Below are 20224 nucleotides of genomic sequence, written 5' to 3' on the forward strand. Positions count from 1 at the left end.
GCTCGATCAGCGTGGCCTTACACGCCATCCATGCAGTCGCCTGCGCAGACTGGTGGATGGATGGCCGCGCCGCGGCACCGGGCACGAATGCCGGGTGCGGTTGTCCCAAGCCTTGCCCGATGCCGGACGATGCCGTGCGCATGGCGCGCCCGTCCTGCCCTCAACGACTACAGGGACCCGCTGGATGCCACCGATGCCGCTGTGCTCGCTTCCCGACGACGCCCTGCTGGAGCGCCTGCAACGGGCGGCGCTGGGCTACTTCGTGGAGCTGATGAATCCCCGCAACGGACTGGTGCCGGATACCTCGCGCGACAACTCGCCGGTCAGCATCGCGGTGGTCGGCTTCGCGCTGTCGGTGTATCCGCTGGCGGTCGAGCGCGGCTGGATGGATCGCGACGAGGCGGTGCGGCGCTGCCTGCTGGCGCTGCGCTTCTTCCGCGACAGCGACCAGAGCGGCAGCCCCACCGCCACCGGCTACAAGGGTTTCTACTACCACTTCCTCGACATCCACCAGGGTCGGCGCGTGTGGCAGTCGGAGCTGTCGATGATCGACAGCGCCCTGCTGATCGCCGGCATGCTCACCGCGGCCACCTGGTTCCAGGCGGACAACGCCGCCGAAGCCGAACTGCGCGCGCTGGCCGACACGCTGTATCGCCGCGTCGACTGGCGCTGGGCGCAGGACGACGCGGGCACCATCCGCCAGGGCTGGAAGCCGGAGTGCGGCTACCTGCACTACGGCTGGGAAGGCTACAGCGAGGCGATCGTGCTGTACGCGCTGGCGCTGGGCTCGCCCACCCATCCGGTGTCGCCGGAGTGCTACGCGGGGTGGGAGTCCACTTACCAGTGGGAGAACCTGTACGACCAGGATTTCCTGTATGCCGGGCCGTTGTTCGTGCACCAGTTCTCGCACGCCTGGCTCGACCTGCGCGGCATCCGCGACGGCTTCATGCGCGAAAAGCAGTCCGACTATTTCGAGAACACCCGGCGCGCGATCAACGTGCAGCGCTGCTACGCCGAACTCAATCCCCACGAATTCGCCGGCTACGACCGCAACTGCTGGGGCCTGTCCGCCTGCGACGGTCCCACCGACGAACGCCCCGACGTCAACAACGAACGCCGTCGCCTGTTCGGCTACGCGGCGCGCGGCGTGCCCTACGGCCCGGACGACGGCACCCTGTCGCCGCCGGCGGTGCTGGCCTCGGTGCCGTTCGCGCCGGAGCTGGCGCTGTCTGCGCTGCGCAACATGCTGCTGCGCTACCCGGAGGTTCTCGACGGCGACCGCCTGGCCACCAGCTTCAACGCCAGCCTGGTCGACGCAAATGGACGGCCATGGGTGTCGGGCGGTCAGTACGGGCTGGACCAGGGCGTCATCTTCATGATGATCGAAAACCATCGCAGCGGCGGCATCTGGCGCACGTTGCGCCGCTGCCAGCCGCTGGTCGAAGGCCTGCGCAAGGCCGGCTTCAGCGGCGGCTGGCTGGATGCGCCGACAGCGGAGGCCGCGGCATGAGCACGAAATTCGACGCCAGCGTCAGCACGCCGGTGGACGCGTGGGAACGCAAGCGCCTGGCCGCGGTGCGCCCCGCGTCGTGGAACAACCCCGCGCCCGCCGCGCCGTACCAGTTGGTGATCATCGGCGCCGGGCCGGCCGGCCTGGCCGCGGCCCGCGAGGCGGCGGCACTGGGCCTGCGCGTGGCGCTGGTCGAGCGCCACGAGATCGGCGGCACCTGCTTCAACACCGGCTGCGTGCCGTCCAAGGCCTTGCTGCGCACCGCCGCGGTGTACGCGGAAATGCGCGACGCCGCCCGCTACGGCGCCGAAGTGCCGGCCGACATCCGGGTCGACTTCAGCGCCGTGATGGAGCGCCTGCGGCGCATCCGCAGCCATCTCACCAACACCACCTCGGTGCGCCTGCTGGCGGCCAGCGGGGTGGACGTGTTCTTCGGCAGCGCGCAGTTCAGCGGACCGGACAGCCTCACCGTCAACGGCCAGCCGCTGCAGTTCGACAAGGCGCTGATCGCCACCGGCGCGCGCCCGGACATCCCCGACGTGCCGGGACTGAAGCAGGCCGGCTTCCTCACCAACACCACCATCTTCGAGCTGGCCGAACTGCCGCCGCGGCTGCTGGTGATCGGCGGTGGTCCGCTCGGCTGCGAACTGGCGCAGGCGTTCCAGCGGCTGGGCTCGCGGGTCACCATCGTGCAGAAGCTGCCGCTGTTCCTCGAACGCGAGGAACGCGACGCGGCGCAGACGCTGTCCGACGCGTTCGCCCGCGACGGCATCGAGGTGCGCCTGAACACCATGGCGGTCGCCGTCCGCAGCGAGGGCGACGAGAAGGTGGTCGACCTGGTCAGCGACGATTACCACAGCACGATCCGCGTCGACGCCATCCTGACCGGCGTGGGACGCCTGCCCAACGTGCAGGGGCTGGCGCTGGAAAAGGCCGGCGTCGCGTATGACGACGTCGCCGGCATCCGGGTCGACGACCAGCTGCGCACCGCCAATCCGCGCATCCACGCCGCGGGCGACGTCTGCCTCGACGAAAAGTACACCGACACCGCCGAGGAATCCGCGCGCGTCGCGATCCGCAACGCCGTGCTCGGCGGCTGCGAAAAAATGAGCGAGCTGGTGGTGCCGTGGTGCACCTACACCGACCCGGAGATCGCCCACGTCGGCATGTACGTGCGCGAGGCCAATGCGCGGGGCATCCCGGTGAAGACCTTCACCGTGCCGATGCACCAGGTGGATCGGGCGATCACCGACAGCGAGCAGGGCGGCTTCGTGAAGATCCACGTGCGCGACGGCAGCGACCGCATCCTCGGCGCCACCATCGTGGCGCGCGACGCCGGCGACATGATCAGCCAGATCACCCTGGCGATGGTGGCCGGCGTGGGCATGCGCACGCTGGCGAAGGTGATCCACGCCTATCCCACCCGCACCTCGGCGATCCGGCTGGCGGCGAAGGCATACAACCAGACGCGGCTGAGCGCCCGCGTGGTGACGCGCCTCAAGCACTGGCTGGCGCGGCCGCGCTGATGTCGGTCACGCCGGCTTTCCCCGCCAGCACCTACACTGTTTTCCCTTACTCCACTGACGCAAGGACTCTCCCATGCAACTCGGCATGATCGGCCTCGGCAAGATGGGCGCCAACATGGCGCAGCGACTCCTCCAGGGCGGCCACCAGGTGACCGGCTTCGACCCCAGCGCCGAAGCGCGCAAGGGCCTCGAAGGCCACGGCGGCGGCGCGGCCGAGTCGCTGAAGGCGCTGGTGCAGGCGCTGCCCGCGCCCCGCGTGCTGTGGCTGATGGTGCCCTCGGGCAAGATCACCGACGACACCGTCGACGCCCTGCTGGCCCTGCTGGACAAGGGCGACACGATGATCGACGGCGGCAATTCCAACTACAAGGATTCGCTGGGCCACGCAGCGAAGTGCAAGGACAAGGGCGTCAACTACGTCGACTGCGGCACCAGCGGCGGCGTGTGGGGACTGGCCGAGGGCTACAGCATGATGGTCGGCGGCGACGAGCAGGTCGTCGACGGCCTGAAGCCGATCTTCGAGACGCTGGCGCCGGGCAAGGACAAGGGCTGGGGCCGCGTCGGCCCGGTCGGTTCCGGCCACTTCACCAAGATGGTCCACAACGGCATCGAATACGGCCTGATGCAGGCCTACGCCGAAGGCTTCTCGATCCTCAAGCACAAGGAGGAATTCGGCCTGGACCTGGCGCAGATCGGCAACATCTGGCGCGACGGCAGCGTGGTGCGCTCATGGCTGCTGGAGCTGGCCACCGACGCGCTGAGCAAGAACCCGGAAATGGACGGCATCGCGCCCTACGTGGTGGATTCCGGCGAAGGCCGCTGGACGGTGAACGCGGCGCTGGAACTCAACGTGTCCGCCCCGGTGATCACCCTCTCCCTGATGGAACGCTTCCGTTCTCGCGACGACGACTCGTTCAGCGACAAGTTGCTGGCTGCGTTGCGCAATGAATTTGGGGGGCATGCGATCAAGAAGGAGTAGCCGGCCGTGCTCCCTCCTCTGCTCGCCCCTAAAGGGACTTCCTTCGGTCGCAGAAAGGGTTGGGGTGGGGTTAGCTCTTGATCTTTCTTTTGGTTCTTCGCTCCTTGCCGACATCCAGAGCAAAAGCTTTCGTCCTCCTTCGGAGGGCGAGTCCCTTTCTCTTGAGTGGCCAAGAGAAAGGAACCAAAGAGAAGGCCACCCCGCTTCCGCGCTTTCCGGGCATCCTGCCCGGAAAGTTCGCGAGTCGGGGCCGGGCTTTTCGACAGGGCATCCTGCCCTGGCGAAAAGGAGCCGACATCCCTGTCGGCTCCCGCTACGCGGCCTGTCGCCCCCGCCTCGCCGCTGCAGAGGGGTCCCGGGTAGAGCAGCGGGCCATCGTGGCCCGCACACTTCAGAAGAGCTGGAGCAGAGCAAAAGCCGCAGCGCAAAGCCGGAGCTACGAACAGATGCTTCGTCATTTTTCGAAGATGAGGTGATGCAGGATCAGGCTTCGGAAGCCGGCTTTCGACCCGTTGCAGCCTGTCGCGAACGACTGCTTTCGGGCGGGACAGTCTTCAAGGCTGGTTCTAAGCGGCGGCGTAACCGTCCGCATTGAACAAGAACTGTTAGACCTCAAAGCCGCTCATCCAACTTGTGGAAAAGGAGGCTCGCGAGAAAGAAGTGGTGGATTGCTCGTTCTGGCGTAATGACAATGTTCCCATGAGCCTTAGGATTGCGTACTCCGATCATCGCGCCCGCGAACAGATCCATGTGGCCTTGCTGAATGTTGCGACCCGTTTCTGTCGTAAGGTCATCAAGCGTAATAGTGGGCCTGTTGGGCGTAAAAGCCTTGCGCATCAAAGGCGCACCATCGAGCTCCTCATTTGCCGCCGCCCTGTGCAGCAGCTTAACGACAGAATTGAGTTCTTTTAGAATTGCCTCGACAGCATCGGCATAGTGACCGGCTTCAAATCGAGGTTTCGCCAACGCGACTACACTCGGGTGAAGTAGCATCCATACCTGATCTATTTGATTGGCGGGCCTAGTCGGCTGCTGAGCGACCACATCTGGGTTGCGCTTGATGCGAGTAATTGCCGAGCGCAGCACTGAAATGATGTCTTCCACGCTCTTGAACGATGGGGACTGAAAGAAATTACTGACGCCCTCATTGGCAATGGTGGCAATGGAATGTGCGTAGGTGTTTCGGCCCAATGAGTCGTTCAACAGGTCAGCAAGCTCTTGGACGATCTGGCGGTACTTCGGATCGTCATTATGGTCGATGCTTATACGATCTCTGGTCTCAGTGAAGCGAGAGAGAATTCCCAATAGGTCATGCTCATATCGCTCCAGATGCTCGATAAGTTCTGCCGGGCTCACGATAGGGTCCTTGAGGTCGAACGCTGGAATTGAGCGGCGGCGTAGCCGTCCGCCTCGAATGAATTGTCAGGCGCGTGATCTGCGAACCGTCGTGTAGAAAGAGTACATCTCATCAGCGAATCCCTTTGATGAAGATGTCATCCTGAGTGACTTAATGAATTTTTCGTACCACTCCGAGCCGTAGCGTTGCATTGCTTCAATCTCTAGAACGAGACTCAGGCCATGACCACGGCGGATTTTCTGGTGCTCTGAAAGTATTGCGTGCGCAAGCAACTTGGCGTGTGGGGTGTGCCGCGCCACAAGCTCATCTAGCTGTCCCATGGTGGATATGTTCAACGCAGTCACCATATCAAGTAGCCACCTTCCATCCCCAACAAATGGATCAACTGTCGACCTTGTATTAAGTGCGATGTCATTGTCGAGATTTAACGGCTTAACGCTCGAATTGACATACAGGATGATGGCATGTACGGAGGTCGGCTCGTCGTCTGCAAGCGAAGGTCCCGTCGGGTTCGCCTTTTTGCGGCTGAATTGAGTTGCGATCCATTTCCGTGGCGTGTCAAAGACGATCAAGATGCCAAGTAACGCAATGATGAGTCCGACAATTTCCATACGCGCCTAACCATTGAATATGAGGACCCGTGCATCCGGCTTTACATCTCGTGCTTGACTCCGGGAACGGTAGCACAACCCCATGATGCAGAAGGAACTTCGCGGAGCCGCATCGGGCTAACCATAAGCGCTGCGGCGGGACACAGATGTCGCTGGAATCAGGCTTCCGCGCGCCGCCGCAAGCACCAACTGAGCAAGCAGTCCAACGACTGCTATCCGGCAGCTTGGTGGAAGCCGCCTTCGGCAGTTCCTGGCCGATGACAGCCCTTGCGGATCCGATGACGCGCGGGCAAGCGCGATAGGCAGAGATCGACCCGTAGCAGACATTTCGACGGGGCAAACACAGGGGAAGGAAATGAATCGCAACGGAGCATGCTGGATAGCTGGTCTGATACTCGTCACAAGCACCTGTCTTCTCGCCCGAGGAAGCCCGCAGGATGCGACACTGGCCGCGAAGCACGTGTCGGGTTCGTTTCGCGCCGTTTCAGAGTATGTGGCTTCGCTCCGCCTTCCGCGCGATTGGGAGGTACAAACTGCCGACGGCGATCTGAATGGGGACGGGCTACCCGATGCAGTGGTTCTTACGGTTGGGCATGGTCGATGTCTGACGGGTCAAATCCATGTCCTGATGCGCACCACGGATCAGGCGCTGGTTTCGTCTACCTTCACCGATTTGGGGTGCAATGCAAATTTGGTTGCTTCGGTGGCCATCAAATCGGGCAGCATCTTCGTCACCATGGACACGCCCAAAGGGGCGGATGTGCGCTACCAGTTCCGCTGGAACAAGGGGATGTTCGAGCTTATAGGTTTGCAGGCGCAGTTCGCGGAAGGCGGCCTTAACGACGAGCCATTCTTCGCCAGTAGTACAGATTTCAACTTGCGCACAGGGAATGCTGTTTTCAAACGCGACGTCGATATGGGGCTTTCGGACTCACCGGCGCCTGTGGACAAGCGACCAACTCGTGTCCATGCAAAAGGCCCGACTTGTTCGATAGACAGGCTCAAGTTTGAGCTCGACTTTTGCGTCAACAAATGGAAAACAGGCGAAGCGACTGTGTCGAAGCTGATGCTCATTCGCTAGGACCTTTGTGGGTGCGAAAAAGACGGATGTTAGGTCCGCTTCCGACCCATCGCGGACGTTGTTTGTGGCAACGGGGTGTGCACGCCCATCAAACGCTAATTTACGTGCAAAATGGGAAATTACCGCAGAAGGATCAAGCAAGTGGTGAAATCAAGAGCACCGACGACTGAACCCCCCAAAAAACCAACAGTGTTGCAACTGCACCGCGCTGACGTCGCAGAAAAACTGACCCAAAGAATTTTGCTTGGAGAGGAACTGCGGTCTTCGCAGATTCGCAACGAGGCTGAACTAGAGAGTGCGCGCTCAAATCGGACTAAGTGGAATTCATACAACATCGAGCTTCTGAAGAGATGCTTTGAGCCAGACACCATATCCGACGAGTACGATCAAGTTTCGCTATACGGCTCAATGATGATGAACCCATCACTAGGACAGATGATTGAGTCGTTTCGCAGCAGTATGCAGAAAAAGATCACCAACCTGGAGTCGGTTAGGGAACGATTGGATTTGTTTCCTGAGCCTGGAGATTCGTCGGCCCAGATTGCTAAGACACATCTCAATCAACGACCAAATTCTGTTTTTGTCGTTCATGGCAGAGATGAAGCGGCAAAGACGCGCGTAGCTCGCTTCATAGAACGTCTAGGATTGGAAGCAGTCATTCTTCATGAGCAACCGAATAGGGGTCAAACGATAATTGAGAAGTTTGAACAAAACGCTGCGAATGTAGGGTTCGCTGTTGTTCTCCTCACTTCAGATGACATCGGTGCTCCAAAGGAGACGCCTGAAGCTGCTAAACCGCGCGCAAGACAAAATGTCTTGTTGGAGTTGGGCTACTTCTGTGCCTCGCTCGGACGCCATAAAGTTTGCGTTCTATACGAGGAGGGTGTGGAGATCCCGACCGACTACCTAGGGGTCGTGTACACACCCTTCGATGGAGCCGAAGGGTGGCATCTGAAACTTGCCAAAGAAATGAGGGAGGCGGGTCTCAATGTCGATATGAATAATGCCATATAGACATCCTTGCGCTAGTCGGTGTGTAAAGCCCCTAACGAGGCTTTTCTTTCATCTTCCTGCCTTTACCGCGTTAAGCCTACTCTAAGGCAACATCTTGACCGTCAGCTCTTGGCCGGATAGCGACCGTGCATCGTGTCGCCATCCGGCTTGGCGTTGATCTGATCAGACCTCCGTCTGCTCTGCAATCTCAAGAGCATCTTCTACTTCGATGCCGAGGTATCGCACCGTGCTTTCCAGCTTGGTATGTCCAAGGAGCAGTTGCACGGCACGTAGGTTCTTGGTGCGTCGGTAGATCAAAGTAGCCTTTGTACGGCGCATGGTGTGCGTACCGTACGCAGCAACATCCAAACCAATTCCTGCGATCCACTCATCGACGATCCGTGCGTATTGCCGGGTCGAAAGGTGGTCCGAGTTGTGGATCCGGCTCGGAAACAGATAGGCGTTCGATTGAAGCTGAGCCTGCTTGATCCAAACGGAAATTGCCTCTCGCGTCGGCGCGGTAATTTCAAACTGAACGGGGCGCTGCGTCTTCTGTTGAAGGACGATGGTGCGAGCGGAAATGTGATCCGCAGAACCAACATCGCGTACCCGAAGCTTGACCAGGTCACACGCCCTCAGTTTGCTGTCGATCGCCAGATCGAATAAGGCAAGATCCCGAACCTTCCTTGCCAGCTGAAGGCGGATTCGAATTGCCCAGATGTCGCGGAGCCTGAGCGGAGCCTTTTGTCCGGTAAGTTTGCCCTTGTTCCAGGGTTCGTGGCGTTGGGTGGATGTATCGATCGTATTCATGGTGGACTCCTACCGAGGTGGTGGAGCCTGCCAGCGTGCGCCGATATCTCGAATGGGCAATGTTCGACCCAGAGCAGACGTTGGAATAAATGAACCTAATCCTGAGGTTTCCTGCAAAGCAGACATTTCGACTTGATGCAGAAATTGGGTTTCTAATTGATGTGTGACGCTTCTTTTGTCGAGGATGGCCGAATTGGGATGCTACTAATGTCGGCTAAAACGGAGGCACAAACAGCTTCATATTCTGAAGAATGAAATGGGTTGCCCATTTCTTTTGGATCATTGAGGAGACCTTGGGTGGCACGATCACGATTCTTGCTAAACCATATCGCGACCCTCAGCGCAGATATCGATGTTGCCCGATCGTTAGCTGTTGCCCGAGCAGTATCTGCCCATACGGCCGCATCATCAGGCTCTCGCACTAGCGCATAGCTAAGCTGACGTACTGCCTCACCATTATGCTTCGCCATAATCAATAGGACACCAAACTCATATCGCATGCGCAGGTCAGCTGGATCAGCATTGATCGCCTGCGTAAAAGCGTCAATGGCATCTGACAAATGGTCGCCGGCTTTATCTGATTTTAGATCTGTCATTGCCTCTTCGTAAGCAATATGCGCGGCATTTTTATCGCCAACCGGAGCGCTTTGAGCTTCCGCTGTCATTGCAGTAACCTCCTGGTCAACGGCTGTCCAATTGTTGGCGCGGGCAAACTCCATGACATTTCCAAGTCTGGTGGCCCGCAAGTCGCTAATTGCCTGAAGCAGTTGCCGCTGCTCGCCCCGCGATATTTGAGGAGCGCTTGAACTGACAGGGGATGATTGAGTGTCAGAACCGTTCTCAGTCGACTGACTGTTTACTAGAGCTAGACTTTGAGAACTGTGCGAGCTTGAGGATGTATCTACAGATGCGGTGGTGTCATCTTTTGACGACAGTGCTATGTAAATTAGAAATAGAACAACGAGTCCCCCTATAACCCATGGCCATCTCGCCACACTCTTTGTTGCGCTACCCCGTTTCGTCGGAGTCTCTGCGATCGTGGATTGATATGCGAGAGCGTCGTATGAATTATTATAAAACTGTTGGCAGTAATTTTTGAATTGTGCGCACCAGCCAAGATCTGGCTCAATGTATTCAGAGTCCCCCTTGAGTCTTATTTTCAATATCTCAGAATCACATATTTTCTTGATATCATCCTGACTTAGCAAATAATAGCCGGTTTCAAAACAGAACAATTTATCACCGACGTGATCAACGTTGGTTTGTGTCTCGGAGAATTCAAACTTATAATTTTCTTGATCACAATTAAATATTAAATCACCATTGCGTGCATGGTACCAATCATCTAGCGTTGTAAGGCTGCAATCAAGAACGAGAAGATCGGATTCTTTCGTTTTCACACGGCGTAGTTGGAATTCAAAGTTATAGCGTCGCAGCTGACTCAATGCTAAGTCGAAAGTGTTCTCCATGCCCATAGTTGAAACAGTGCCAAATCGCCAAGCAATCTTTGCTCTGTGCTTTATGACTGTTTTGTCGTTAAACTCATCAAATTCTTTAGTTATGAATTTAGCTGAACTATCAAGCATCGTAATCTTCGCTCTGAGGTTGTTCGAGTATAGTTTTCAACTTTCGTCTGGCGTTTTCCAGTTTTTTTATAATACTAGGATTAGAAGTTTCCTCATATTGTTCAGCAAGAAATGCAATTTCCCTCTCCAATGATGCAATGGCGCGATCACTCGGATGCATATGAATGATTTTGAATTTTCCAACGAGACCATCGCCATTGCCGTGTTTAGTGGCTGGATTTACCATCTCTGAAATTGATGAATTTCCGCAATAGGAGCAACGCAACACGTTGGCCGCCGTAGGCGCCCCACAATATGGACACACCGAATGTTTTTTCATACAAATTCTGCAATTGCTTAAGCGTGTGTGCGCAGCGCTTTGAGTGCAGCTTCTCGCTGCATCAAGGTGGTCTCAAGGTGGATTGCCTCGGCATGGGTTTTCTCGCGATCATCGCTCGCGATCGCGGAGGCTAGTCGCGACAAGCTGACGTTGATCGTTTCGTTTTCCGGCACGACAAGACCGCGTGGATTGCTGGCGGCGTATCGAACGCTTTCGGAAAGACGCGCTAGTTGCGCGCGCATATCATCCTTCTTCACAAGAGGCTTCATGGATTCGAGAAGTTGAGTCCAATGTGAGGGTTGTGAGGACGCAGGGGACGCCACCGATGTACCCACGATGGCGCTGGTCGCTTTCATCAGCGAAAAACCAAGAATAAAGACGCCGACCGCAAATATATTTAATGCCCAGCACATTCGATTGTGGCCGTTGAGTCCAACAAACAGAGCGAAACCGGTGATAGTCAGCAATGCGAAGGTCAGCAGAACGGATGTTCCTAGTGAAGCAATAGCCGGGCCGCTATCCCCTCGTGTGACCGTGGAATGGCGGACAAGAACTAGTTGCACAAATCCGGCATATAACAGGACGAGTGAGGTCACAGAGTCCGCGGACCAATGTTGGCCCGGGGCGATGATGAGAATGATCGCGACAACCGTCAGCGAGACTGCAAACGTGGCGACAGTAACCCATGAACGTGCATTCATCTTGTCTCCCCTGTTCAGCACGTCGCGTTGCAAGCGTGCTGGTGTCCATTTCATTGCAAAAATATGGGGGAGCCGTACGGCTCTACCCTTCTGAAAACCGTCGTGCGATCCATCAGCCTTGGATAATTCGGTTCTTTTCCGCCCTGAATTCTTCCTCGCTCAGCACGCCTTGTGCTTTTAGCTCCGCGAGATCCTTGAGGTGCCGGATACGCTCTACGGCGCTCATGGAAGGGTTCGCTGGTGGGGACTGTATGGGTTGAATCTGGCTAGTCACCTGCCCGAAGGCTTGTCCAAACTGCGGCCCCATCGCGACGCCGACTCCGAGACCCAACCCGGTTCCAATCATCGTGCCAGCGCTGCCTTCATTCCCAGCGGCAGCCTCCATGACATCAAAACTGCGCTCCTGCTGGTAGTCAAAGCCGACGATCCCCATCTCTGCGCGGCGTGACAGTGCAGTCTTGAGGCTCTGCATCGCCGCATCGTCATCGGGCACATTGATCGAGTGGATATTGAACTGTGACAGTCCAATTCCGTACTCGGCGGATTCAACTACGAAGTGCACCACGATTGAAGGAAGCATCGAAAACGTATTGTGGTGTACGGAAGTCTAAACGCTTTCGTGGCCGTTGGTTGATCTTGTCTTCAATCGCTTGAATGTCGGCGTCGGAGTAAACACTGAGGTCGCACCCTTTGGGCAGGTACTGCCGTATCAGCCCGTTGGTGTTTTCGTTGGTGCCGCGCTGCCAGGATGAGTACGGCTCGGCGAAATAGCTCTTGGCAACCAAGGCAATATCGACCAAAGCGTGTTCGGCGAACTCGCTGCCGTTGTCCCAGGTCAGGGTATGCACGCGAGCCCGCAGGGGATGCAGGGCATGGACGATGGCGCGCATGACCGTGTCGGCCTCGCCGTTGGGTACGAGCCGCATGCGCAGCAGGCCGGACTTGCGGTCGACCAGCGTCACGACCCGCGCAAGCCCCTTGCCCACGATGGTGTCGCCTTCCCAGTCACCCACCCGCTTGCGGCTCTCCACGATAGCCGGCCGCTCGGCGATGCGCCGCCCGTGGAAGCGTTGACGCTGCCGCGGAGTGCCACAGCGATGACGTCGGCGGCGTTGCTTGCGGCGGCAGCGCAGATGTAGCCACAACTTGCCACCCCGCTGACGATCGACAGCAATGTGCTGATAGATACGTTCGTGGCTGATGGACACCTCGCTGGCAATCTGCGCAGGGCTCCATTGCTCGACTGTCAGCCGTGCCTCCACGGTGGCCCACTGCTCCGGTCCGATCCGAGGTTGCGCGCTCGCCGCACGCCGGCGCTTGGCGCCCTGTCGCTGTGCAGCCCGCGCGTGATACTTGGCCGCCTCGCTCGAGTTGCGTCGAAGCTCGCGACTGATTGTCGTCGCCGCGCGCTTCAACTCCGCGCCGATCTCTCGAGCTGAAAAGCCGCCCCCATGGAAATGCTGAATCTGATAGCGTTCGTCTTGGCTCAGGTGTGTGTAGCTCATGTGCAGTTCCACTTGGCGGTGAAGCTGTGCAGGCTACCGCACCTGCGCCGCTCTACCGCTGGGGGTGGTGCACTTCAGAATTGAACTCGCCCTCCAGCATTTCGGCAGCAAGCGATTGCTTCAGTTTCTCCGAAAGGCTATCCAGCTGCGTTGATATCTCGAGGACGGACTGCCGTTGGCTGATGATGGCATGGGCGATTCCCGTCTTGATGCGGGTAATGAAGGCTCCGCGCAAGTACTCAGATAGTGTTGCGACATCAAATTTGCTTACTGTGCCGACGAGCTTTAGCAAGAATCGTTTTGAATCGATAATGCGTACACCGTACTGCCCGAACGCCCGTACTGAGACCATCACCTTGTACATGGGGTCTAGGAGCTGGATGGGATCCGGCGTGCCCCAACGGACATCGAGATTAGTTACCCGGTTTACGAACCAGACCTCTGCGGAGAACGGCGATTTGCCTCCGAAGGGTAGTCCGATTGCTTTTGTGAGGAGCGGTATGTTCGCCGTGGTCAGGGTATGACGTCCAGCACCGAAGGGGCCGTCATACACGCCTGCACTTACCACAAAGGCTTCTTGCGACTCATTGACGATAAGTTGCGTCCATGTCGATAGTTCATCTGACGGGTAACGCCATGCCAATGTGTCCGGGCTACCTGCCCAGCTGACGCGATCAATCACTGCCATAGTCAGTCCCAGTAGCCAAGATAGTCAGCCTCTCCCAAGCCAAATGTACTCCATAGGCGCCTGATTGGCCGCCACGTGTGATTTTGTCGAACAGCGGATCTGACTGTTGGTTGTTGTTGCAGGTTCCGAGGGTGCCTACCCGAGGCAGTCGCACCGAGTGACGTGGCCGCTTCTGGCCGAACTGAGACATTCGCGGTATTGAATAATCCCGCTCGCAGCGGGTCTTTTGTCCTTGGCTTTTTTGCTTTCGCAACCGCAACGCGGTTGCGCACCGGGTGTGCGCCATGGCGAGGGCATGGATGCCCGAGTTGAGGCAACGCAGGAGCAGTTGCCCGATGCCTGCGAGGCGCGGAAGCGGGGTGGTCGGCAAAAGACCGATCACTTCCAAGGAAGGAAGATCGAGAGTGAACCCCATCCCGGCCAGGGAGTGAATCAAGCCCTTTCAGCCCTGCACAAGCTCATCAGCAACCTTCCCGCACGCCGCAACCAGATCGGCCACGATGCGCTCGTCCACATCGAGAACTCCTTCGTACTCGGCGACGTTGCGCATGTGATGGCACTTGTCCAGCACGCGCCATACCTCCGGTCCCAGCCCGAGGGTATGCGGCTATGCCTGGAACACGATGTAGCGATGACGGGCGCGATAGCCCTGACGGCGCAACGCGGCCAGACACAATGCGTGCGCCGCGTTGTAGGCCAGGTCGAAGCGGCTTTCCAGGGCCAGCGATGCGTTGCGTGCGTCGACCAGTCGCGCCGTGCCGGAGCGGAGCAAGCCCTCGAACTCCGCCGCATCCATCGGTTCGGCTGCCAGCGGTTTGCCGGTGCCGGCCAGGTTCTCAAGCGGCGAGGTCATGCTCACCCCCGATGACCCAGAGCCGCGGCTGTGCCAGCACGCGGGTCACGAAGCTGTTGCCCGCAGCGAGGCGCTTGCGCAGCTCGGCGCGGGTGTAGAGCGTTGGATTGATCTCGCGGCCCAAGTGCTCGATCAGCGGATGCAGGGCGGCCATGACGTCTGCATAGGTCAGCGTATCGGACACCAGCATCAGGTCGATGTCGCTGGCCGCGGTGTCGCTGCCCTTGGCCACCGAGCCGTAGACGAAGGCAACCGCGACGTGCTCGGCCAGGGGTGCCAAGGCTTCGCGCAGGGGAGCGGCCAGGCCGAAGGTCTTGCGCACGAGGGAGATCAGCTCGGCGTGGATCGGCGAGGCGGGATCGGCGCGGTAACGCTTCTGGTTGCCGACCGGTTCCACGGTGAGCAGGCCGCTGCCGGCCAGCCGCGCGACTTCACGTTGCACGGCGCCGCTGCCGGCGCCGGTGGTCTGGATCAGTTCGCTGACCGTGAAGCTGCGCTCCGGCTGGCCGAACAGGCAGCCGAGGACACGTTGCTGGGTGGTGGTGAACAAGGCATCGGACAGGCTGGTGCTGGCGTAGAGCGCCGCTGCCTCGCTGATTCCCTTGCTGGCTTTAGTGCCCATATTGGGCATGTTAATGCCCGAAATGGGCATGTGCAAGATCGCAGGGCCCAGGGCGAAGCTCTCCCGCTTCCGAATGCCGGGTCGATCTCGTCTTATGCAGACGAACGGAGACATGCACGGTATTGAAAAGTCCCGCTCGCAGCGGATTCCCGGCTCTGCGGCTTTCGCAACCGCAACGCGGTTGCGCACCGAGGGTGCGCCATGGCGAGGGCATGGATGCCCGAGTTGAGGCAACGCAGGAGCAGTTGCCCGATGGCGCGCTGCTCTGCCCGGGGCCCCTCTGCAGCGGCGAGCGGGTGGAGGATCAGCCCGCAGGGTGGTCGACATGGATGCCGACCAGTTTGGCGTCAGTCCAGGGATGGGCTGTCGACAAACCCCGTAACCCGCACGCGGACTTTCCGGGCAGGCGACGGCATGGATGCCTGAGTTGAGGCAACGCAGGAGTAGTTGCCCGAAGCCCGGAAAGCGCGGAAGCGGGGTGGCCTTCTCTTTGGTTCCTTTCTCTTGGCCACTCAAGAGAAAGGGACTCGCCCTCCGTCAGGAGGACGAAAGCTTTTGCTCTGAACGCCGCATCGGCAGCAAGTTGCCGCCGTTCTGAAGCGAAGATCAAGAGCGAACCCCTCCCCGGCCCTCCCCTGCATGCAGGGGAGGGAGCAAGGCCTGGATGACTTGTGACGCACGGCGGCAAGACGGCCGGAAACTCCCTGTTAGACTCGCCCGACCGATCCGCGAAGGCGCTGGCGCACGCTGGATCGTCCGGGGTTCTCGACTGTCTTGCTGGGGGTTGGACGTGATGGCCGTGCCGTTGTCTTGGAAGGTGGGAGGTGCGGTGGCGGCGGTCGTCGCTGCCGCGCTGGCGTGGCATGGGGTCTCGCTGTATCTGGCTGCGCGCCACGCCGACGAGCTGACCATGGACGTGGCCCGCAATGCCGAGCTGGAGGCGCAGCAGGCCAGGGCGCAGGCGCAGCAGCGCAGCGCGCAGCTGGCCGCCACCCTGCAGCGCCAGCGCGAGGACCTGGCCAATACCTATCGGCAGGTCAGCGAGGATGCCGCGCAATACCACGCCGAACAGTTGCGGCGCGAGGAACGGCAGCGGCAGGAAGCGCTGCGGATCAAGGCCAGTTATCGGCTGGGGCCGGATCAGCGCTGCGCCGACGGCATCGTGATCAATCGCAAGGGGTCCAGCTTCACCCAGGCGATCGGCAATACCGGCGCGCCGATCAAGTGCAGCGGCGACACCGCGGAAGAGCCGCTGCGCTGACGCGGCGCCGTTACAGCAGTTCGCCTTGCGCGGGCGCGTAGCTGAGCCGGCCGTCGACGATGCGGGCCGGCGACGTGTACGGATGTTCGGTGGCGTGGCTGGCGTCGATGATGTGGATGACCTCGATGCCGCGCAGTTTCAGCACGTCCGACACGATCGAGCGGTGGCAGCGCCACCAGACCACCTCGGCGCACATCATCGCGGTGCGCTTGCCGGCGGCCAGTTGCAGCAGTTCGGCCAGGCCCTCGGCGAATTCCTCGCTGGCGGTGTAGTCGGCGTAGCCCTGGAACGAGGCGTTGCGCCACGCCGTGTTCGGCGAGCCCGGCTGCACCTTGCGGCGGCCGCCGAGTGCGGGAATCCACTGGTAGGCGATGCCGTGCGCGGGCAGCGACCGGGCCAGCGCCTCGCTGGCGAAGTGCGGGTGGCGGCGCGAACCGGGGAAGCGGCGCACGTCGGCGATCGCTTCGATCCGGTATTCGTCGAGCAGGCCGAGGAACTCCTCCAGCGTGCGGGTGGAGTGGCCGATGGACCAGATCGTGGCGGGAACGGCGGGCATCGCCTCAGTCGATTTTGCGCAGGGCCGCGCCCTTGTGCATCGCCACGTGGTCGGTCCTGTCGCTCCTGATCTCGTACTGCGGATCGTCCTCGCTGCAATGACGCGTGTGACCCTTGTAGTCGGTGTCGCGGGTGTGCACCTTGATGATCTTTCCGCTGACGTGGCCGGCTTCGGAATTCCAGCGGACGTGGTCGCCGACCTTGAAGGCATGGCTCATCGCGATGTGCTCCGCAGCGTGGACATGCCGATCATTCCAGCACGAACGCCGTGCACGAAGCGTGGCGACCCGGGGCCGCGCAGCAGCACGAGGTCACCGCGTGCCGACGTCGCGCACGAAGATCAAGAAGAACAGCACGTGCATCGCCACGAGCGCGGCAAGCCAGTAGCCGACGAGGTCACCGCTCCACACCCGGTACAGCGCCAGCGGATGCACCAGCAGCACGAACCACCAGCACAGGCGGGCCAGCTGGCCGGCCAGCCCGGGGTGTGACTCGCGGAAGTGCAGGGTGCCGAAGCCGCCGGGAAAGACCGCCCAGCCGAGGCTGAAGACCAGGAAGAAGGTAAAGGCCAACCGCCCCAACACCCACATGCGCGACTCCTTGCGTTGACGCGTTCCGGTGGGAACGCGTTGTCGTGTGTCTACAGCGGCCGCAGCAGCTTGCGTACCGCGGGCAGGTTGCGCCGGCTGATTTCCGGCGCCAGTTCGGTGCCATCCAGCCGGGCCAGCACGCGGCCGTCGGCGAGGGTCTTCAGGCCCAGCAGCCGCGCCGGCGGCACCAGGCAGTTGCGATGCAGGCGCACCAGCTGTTCGGGGTAGGCCTCTTCCAGCTGGCGCAGCGATTCCTCGATCAGCAGCTCGCCGCGGCGATGATGGACCACCACGTATTTCTCGTCGGCCAGCAGGCAGGTCACTTCGTCCAGCGCGATGCGCACCTGTTCGCTGCCGTGGCGACCGTGCAGCCAGGCGACGGCTTCGCGGGGCGCATCGGCCACGCGTCGCTGCGCGCGCTGCAGCGCTTCGCGCAGGCGTTCCAGCCGCACCGGCTTCAGCAGGTAGTCCGCGGCGCCCAGTTCGAACGCCTTCAGCGCATGCGCTTCATAGGCGGTGCAGAAGATCACCTGGGGGCGGCTGCGGCCGGCCAGGCGCTGCGCCACGCCCACGCCGTCGATGCCGGGCATGTTGATGTCCAGCAGCAACACGTCCGGCTGCAGTTCGCCGATCGCGGCCAGCGCCGCCTCGCCATCGGCCACGTTGCCGACGATCTCGACGCCGCTGCACTCGCCCAGCAGGGCAGCCAGGCGCGCCCGCGCCAGCGGTTCGTCGTCGACGATCAGCACGCGGGTCATGCCGGGCCTCCGGGAAGTTGCAGCAGCACCACGAAGCGATCGCCACGGGGCTCCGCCACCACCCGAGCCTGCGGGCCGTAGCGCCAGCCGACGCGGCGCCGCACGTTGTCCAGGCCATGGCCGTTGCCGCCGACCGCGGGCGTGGCCGGCAACGGATTGATGATCTCGATGCGCACGCCGCGGCCTTCGCGCTGCCCGCGCAGGATCACCTCGCCGCCTTCGCGCAACGGCTGGATGCCGTGGCGCACGGCGTTCTCCACCAGCGGCTGCAGCAGCAGCCGCGGCAGCGGGAAGTCGGCCGGCAGGTCATCGAGTTCGCGCGTCACCCGCAGCCGCGGGCCGAGCCGCAGCTGTTCGATCGCCAGATAGCGCTCGACCAGGGCCAGCTCCTCGCCCAGCGTGCCGTCGGCGCTGTCGTGCTGGCCCAGCGCGGCGCGGAACAGTTCGGACAGATCTTCCACCGTGCGTTCGGCGGCGGCCGGATCGACCCGGATCAGGGCAGCCACGGTATTCATGCTGTTGAACAGGAAGTGCGGCCGGATGCGCGCCTGCAGCGCCTCCACCTGGGCCCGCGTCACCGCGGCCAAGCGCGCCTGCCACTGCGCCAGCACGTAGAAGTAGCGCAGCATCGCGGCGCCGAGCAGGGCCGCGATCACCAGGTTGTCGCGGGTATAGGCGAGCGTGCTGCTCTTGATCAGCCGCATCTGCAGGGCGCCGTCGAACCAGTGCGCGACCAGGCTGGCCAGCAGCACGATCAGCATGATCAGCAACCACACCCCGACATACGGCAGGTGGCCGGGCAGGCGCTGCAGCGCCGGTCGCAACTTGCACAGCAGCACGCCGACCACCAGCACCAGCCAGGTCACGAACAGCATGCTGACGCTGTACGCCGACCACACGCGCGGGTCGTCGCCGGCCAGCCACATCACGGTCACCGTCAGCGCGCCGACCACGAACATCGCGAACAGTGCCGGCAGCCGGCAGAAGTCCGGCAGCGGGCTTTGTTCGGCGGGTCCGCGAGGCGTGCGGCTGGGCGTGGATTCGCGCATGCGGCAAGTATGCCGCAGCCTGAGGCGACGCTGATCAGGTATCGCCTCCTCATTTCAGATTGAAGTTGAGGCCCACTCTCTCTGTCCGCATACCTTCGGTCCGTCGTCTCGACAGACGGCCAGTCTGCCTTCGTCGACGCCCCCGTGGTCTGCGAACAGAGAGGTGGGTGACGGTGGTGATACCTGATCAGCGTTGCCTCAAGCCGCTCAGGCCAGCCGCTGGCCGAGCCAGTGACGCAGGTCGCCGATCTCTTCGGCGCAGACCGCATGGGCCATCGGATAGGTATGCCAGTCCACCGTGTAGCCCAGCGCCTGCAGCGCGTTGCGCGAGTCGCTGCCCCGCTGCAGCACGACCACCGGATCGGCCGTGCCGTGGCCCCAGAAGATCGGCGTGGCGGCGTTCGCCGCGTGGCGCTCGCCAGCCACCGTGGCGGAGATCGGCAGATAGGTGGACAGCGCCACGATGCCGGCCAGTTTCTGTGCATGGCGAACGCCCGCCGAAAGCGCGATCGCGCCACCCTGCGAAAAGCCGACCAGGATGATCCGCTCGCTGGGCACGCCGCGCTCGTGCTCGCGGGCGATCAGCGCCTCGGTTTCGGCGATCGAGGCGCGGATGCCGGCCTCGTCCTGGCGCGAGGTGAGGTCGAAGCCGGTGATGTCGTACCAGGCCCGCATCGACATGCCGTTGTTGATCGTCACCGGCCGCACCGGCGCATGGGGAAACACGAAGCGCAGCGCCGGCCATGCCGGATCGACCAGCTCCGGCACGATCGGCGCGAAGTCATGGCCGTCAGCGCCCAGCCCGTGCAGCCAGATGATGCTGTGGGTGGGATGGGCGGCGGTTTCGTGTTCGACGGCGGGCAGGGTCAT

23 protein-coding genes are annotated in these 20224 nt (G+C 61.1%); 6 read left to right on the forward strand and 17 right to left on the reverse strand.

What is annotated here, in order from left to right; all coding sequences use genetic code 11:
- Window positions 1-184 precede the first annotated feature (184 nt).
- From ABNK63_RS00510 to gnd, 3 genes are all read left to right on the forward strand, one after another.
- Window positions 185-1510: a glucoamylase family protein gene (locus ABNK63_RS00510; protein WP_350016362.1), complete on the forward strand. Its 1326-nt coding sequence runs from the start codon at window positions 185-187 to the stop codon at window positions 1508-1510.
- Window positions 1507-3036, forward strand: a complete 1530-nt coding sequence (locus ABNK63_RS00515) for a mercuric reductase (protein WP_350016363.1) — start codon at window positions 1507-1509, stop codon at window positions 3034-3036. The genes ABNK63_RS00510 and ABNK63_RS00515 overlap by 4 nt, the downstream gene beginning before the upstream one ends.
- Window positions 3037-3109: 73 nt before the next feature.
- The gene (gene gnd / locus ABNK63_RS00520) at window positions 3110-4015 is read left to right on the forward strand and encodes a phosphogluconate dehydrogenase (NAD(+)-dependent, decarboxylating) (RefSeq protein ID WP_350016364.1); all 906 of its coding nucleotides are present in this window, start codon (window positions 3110-3112) and stop codon (window positions 4013-4015) included.
- Window positions 4016-4627: 612 nt separating this feature from the next.
- Here the strand turns inward: gnd and ABNK63_RS00525 are convergent.
- Both ABNK63_RS00525 and ABNK63_RS00530 read right to left on the reverse strand, forming a co-directional pair.
- A complete protein-coding gene (locus ABNK63_RS00525) occupies window positions 4628-5371 on the reverse strand; it encodes a TIGR02391 family protein (protein WP_350016365.1) in 744 nt (247 codons plus the stop codon).
- 66 nt (window positions 5372-5437) lie between these two features.
- Entirely contained in the window at window positions 5438-5983 is a 546-nt protein-coding gene (locus tag ABNK63_RS00530) for a hypothetical protein (RefSeq protein ID WP_350016366.1), read from the reverse strand.
- A 355-nt stretch (window positions 5984-6338) separates the two neighbouring features.
- On the opposite strand from ABNK63_RS00530, the gene ABNK63_RS00535 reads away from it, so the two are divergent.
- Window positions 6339-7064, forward strand: a complete 726-nt coding sequence (locus tag ABNK63_RS00535) for a hypothetical protein (RefSeq protein ID WP_350016367.1) — start codon at window positions 6339-6341, stop codon at window positions 7062-7064.
- 141 nt (window positions 7065-7205) lie between these two features.
- Window positions 7206-8078, forward strand: a complete 873-nt coding sequence (locus ABNK63_RS00540; protein WP_350016368.1) for a nucleotide-binding protein — start codon at window positions 7206-7208, stop codon at window positions 8076-8078.
- Between the two features lie 162 nt (window positions 8079-8240).
- On the opposite strand, the gene ABNK63_RS00545 is transcribed toward ABNK63_RS00540, so the two are convergent.
- The 9 genes from ABNK63_RS00545 to ABNK63_RS00585 form a co-directional block, all read right to left on the reverse strand.
- Window positions 8241-8867 carry a tyrosine-type recombinase/integrase gene (locus ABNK63_RS00545; protein WP_056766468.1) on the reverse strand — a complete coding sequence of 209 codons (627 nt, stop codon included), beginning with the start codon at window positions 8865-8867 and terminating at the stop codon, window positions 8241-8243.
- Between the two features lie 152 nt (window positions 8868-9019).
- Window positions 9020-10453 (reverse strand): hypothetical protein, encoded by a 1434-nt coding sequence (locus ABNK63_RS00550; protein ID WP_350016369.1) that lies wholly within the window; start codon window positions 10451-10453, stop codon window positions 9020-9022.
- Entirely contained in the window at window positions 10446-10772 is a 327-nt protein-coding gene (locus ABNK63_RS00555; RefSeq protein ID WP_350016370.1) for a hypothetical protein, read from the reverse strand. Before ABNK63_RS00555 ends, ABNK63_RS00550 begins: the two co-directional genes overlap by 8 nt.
- A 17-nt stretch (window positions 10773-10789) precedes the next feature.
- Entirely contained in the window at window positions 10790-11473 is a 684-nt protein-coding gene (locus ABNK63_RS00560; protein ID WP_350016371.1) for a hypothetical protein, read from the reverse strand.
- Window positions 11474-11585: 112 nt separating this feature from the next.
- Window positions 11586-12053, reverse strand: coding sequence for an SHOCT domain-containing protein (locus ABNK63_RS00565; RefSeq protein WP_350016372.1), 468 nt, complete (start codon window positions 12051-12053; stop codon window positions 11586-11588).
- Window positions 12019-12978 (reverse strand): IS30 family transposase, encoded by a 960-nt coding sequence (locus ABNK63_RS00570; protein WP_350016373.1) that lies wholly within the window; start codon window positions 12976-12978, stop codon window positions 12019-12021. The genes ABNK63_RS00565 and ABNK63_RS00570 overlap by 35 nt, the downstream gene beginning before the upstream one ends.
- A gap of 52 nt (window positions 12979-13030) precedes the next feature.
- The gene (locus tag ABNK63_RS00575) at window positions 13031-13666 is read right to left on the reverse strand and encodes an SPFH domain-containing protein (protein WP_350016374.1); all 636 of its coding nucleotides are present in this window, start codon (window positions 13664-13666) and stop codon (window positions 13031-13033) included.
- A 607-nt stretch (window positions 13667-14273) separates the two neighbouring features.
- The gene (locus tag ABNK63_RS00580) at window positions 14274-14519 is read right to left on the reverse strand and encodes a hypothetical protein (protein ID WP_350016375.1); all 246 of its coding nucleotides are present in this window, start codon (window positions 14517-14519) and stop codon (window positions 14274-14276) included.
- Window positions 14503-15141 (reverse strand): nucleotidyltransferase domain-containing protein, encoded by a 639-nt coding sequence (locus ABNK63_RS00585; RefSeq protein ID WP_350016376.1) that lies wholly within the window; start codon window positions 15139-15141, stop codon window positions 14503-14505. Before ABNK63_RS00585 ends, ABNK63_RS00580 begins: the two co-directional genes overlap by 17 nt.
- A gap of 829 nt (window positions 15142-15970) precedes the next feature.
- Between ABNK63_RS00585 and ABNK63_RS00590 the strand changes: the two genes are divergently transcribed.
- Window positions 15971-16402 (forward strand): hypothetical protein, encoded by a 432-nt coding sequence (locus ABNK63_RS00590; RefSeq protein WP_007810286.1) that lies wholly within the window; start codon window positions 15971-15973, stop codon window positions 16400-16402.
- Between the two features lie 10 nt (window positions 16403-16412).
- Here the strand turns inward: ABNK63_RS00590 and ABNK63_RS00595 are convergent, their stop codons facing one another.
- The 6 genes from ABNK63_RS00595 to ABNK63_RS00620 form a co-directional block, all read right to left on the reverse strand.
- Complete coding sequence (locus ABNK63_RS00595) at window positions 16413-16958, reverse strand: DUF488 domain-containing protein (protein ID WP_007810287.1); 546 nt, start codon at window positions 16956-16958, stop codon at window positions 16413-16415.
- Window positions 16959-16962: 4 nt separating this feature from the next.
- Window positions 16963-17175 (reverse strand): DUF2945 domain-containing protein, encoded by a 213-nt coding sequence (locus ABNK63_RS00600; protein ID WP_007810288.1) that lies wholly within the window; start codon window positions 17173-17175, stop codon window positions 16963-16965.
- Between the two features lie 93 nt (window positions 17176-17268).
- Entirely contained in the window at window positions 17269-17547 is a 279-nt protein-coding gene (locus ABNK63_RS00605; protein WP_007810289.1) for a hypothetical protein, read from the reverse strand.
- Between the two features lie 50 nt (window positions 17548-17597).
- Window positions 17598-18305 carry a LytTR family DNA-binding domain-containing protein gene (locus ABNK63_RS00610; RefSeq protein WP_350016377.1) on the reverse strand — a complete coding sequence of 236 codons (708 nt, stop codon included), beginning with the start codon at window positions 18303-18305 and terminating at the stop codon, window positions 17598-17600.
- The gene (locus ABNK63_RS00615; RefSeq protein ID WP_007810291.1) at window positions 18302-19354 is read right to left on the reverse strand and encodes a histidine kinase; all 1053 of its coding nucleotides are present in this window, start codon (window positions 19352-19354) and stop codon (window positions 18302-18304) included. The genes ABNK63_RS00610 and ABNK63_RS00615 overlap by 4 nt, the downstream gene beginning before the upstream one ends.
- Window positions 19355-19561: 207 nt before the next feature.
- The gene (locus ABNK63_RS00620) at window positions 19562-20224 is read right to left on the reverse strand and encodes a dienelactone hydrolase family protein (RefSeq protein WP_350016378.1); all 663 of its coding nucleotides are present in this window, start codon (window positions 20222-20224) and stop codon (window positions 19562-19564) included.

It is taken from the genome of Rhodanobacter sp. IGA1.0 (assembly GCF_040208325.1).
GTDB classification, from domain to species: Bacteria; Pseudomonadota; Gammaproteobacteria; order Xanthomonadales; family Rhodanobacteraceae; genus Rhodanobacter; species Rhodanobacter spathiphylli.

Coding starts and splice junctions, on each gene's coding strand:
- ABNK63_RS00510 (WP_350016362.1), top strand. CDS start 185: ATGCCACCGATGCCGCTGTGCTCGCTTCCCGACGACGCCCTGCTGGAG.
- ABNK63_RS00515 (WP_350016363.1), top strand. CDS start 1,507: ATGAGCACGAAATTCGACGCCAGCGTCAGCACGCCGGTGGACGCGTGG.
- gnd (WP_350016364.1), top strand. CDS start 3,110: ATGCAACTCGGCATGATCGGCCTCGGCAAGATGGGCGCCAACATGGCG.
- ABNK63_RS00530 (WP_350016366.1), bottom strand. CDS start 5,983: ATGGAAATTGTCGGACTCATCATTGCGTTACTTGGCATCTTGATCGTC.
- ABNK63_RS00535 (WP_350016367.1), top strand. CDS start 6,339: ATGAATCGCAACGGAGCATGCTGGATAGCTGGTCTGATACTCGTCACA.
- ABNK63_RS00545 (WP_056766468.1), bottom strand. CDS start 8,867: ATGAATACGATCGATACATCCACCCAACGCCACGAACCCTGGAACAAG.
- ABNK63_RS00550 (WP_350016369.1), bottom strand. CDS start 10,453: ATGCTTGATAGTTCAGCTAAATTCATAACTAAAGAATTTGATGAGTTT.
- ABNK63_RS00555 (WP_350016370.1), bottom strand. CDS start 10,772: ATGAAAAAACATTCGGTGTGTCCATATTGTGGGGCGCCTACGGCGGCC.
- ABNK63_RS00560 (WP_350016371.1), bottom strand. CDS start 11,473: ATGAATGCACGTTCATGGGTTACTGTCGCCACGTTTGCAGTCTCGCTG.
- ABNK63_RS00565 (WP_350016372.1), bottom strand. CDS start 12,053: ATGCTTCCTTCAATCGTGGTGCACTTCGTAGTTGAATCCGCCGAGTAC.
- ABNK63_RS00570 (WP_350016373.1), bottom strand. CDS start 12,978: ATGAGCTACACACACCTGAGCCAAGACGAACGCTATCAGATTCAGCAT.
- ABNK63_RS00575 (WP_350016374.1), bottom strand. CDS start 13,666: ATGGCAGTGATTGATCGCGTCAGCTGGGCAGGTAGCCCGGACACATTG.
- ABNK63_RS00580 (WP_350016375.1), bottom strand. CDS start 14,519: ATGACCTCGCCGCTTGAGAACCTGGCCGGCACCGGCAAACCGCTGGCA.
- ABNK63_RS00585 (WP_350016376.1), bottom strand. CDS start 15,141: ATGGGCACTAAAGCCAGCAAGGGAATCAGCGAGGCAGCGGCGCTCTAC.
- ABNK63_RS00595 (WP_007810287.1), bottom strand. CDS start 16,958: ATGCCCGCCGTTCCCGCCACGATCTGGTCCATCGGCCACTCCACCCGC.
- ABNK63_RS00600 (WP_007810288.1), bottom strand. CDS start 17,175: ATGAGCCATGCCTTCAAGGTCGGCGACCACGTCCGCTGGAATTCCGAA.
- ABNK63_RS00605 (WP_007810289.1), bottom strand. CDS start 17,547: ATGTGGGTGTTGGGGCGGTTGGCCTTTACCTTCTTCCTGGTCTTCAGC.
- ABNK63_RS00610 (WP_350016377.1), bottom strand. CDS start 18,305: ATGACCCGCGTGCTGATCGTCGACGACGAACCGCTGGCGCGGGCGCGC.
- ABNK63_RS00615 (WP_007810291.1), bottom strand. CDS start 19,354: ATGCGCGAATCCACGCCCAGCCGCACGCCTCGCGGACCCGCCGAACAA.
- ABNK63_RS00620 (WP_350016378.1), bottom strand. CDS start 20,224: ATGACCCTGCCCGCCGTCGAACACGAAACCGCCGCCCATCCCACCCAC.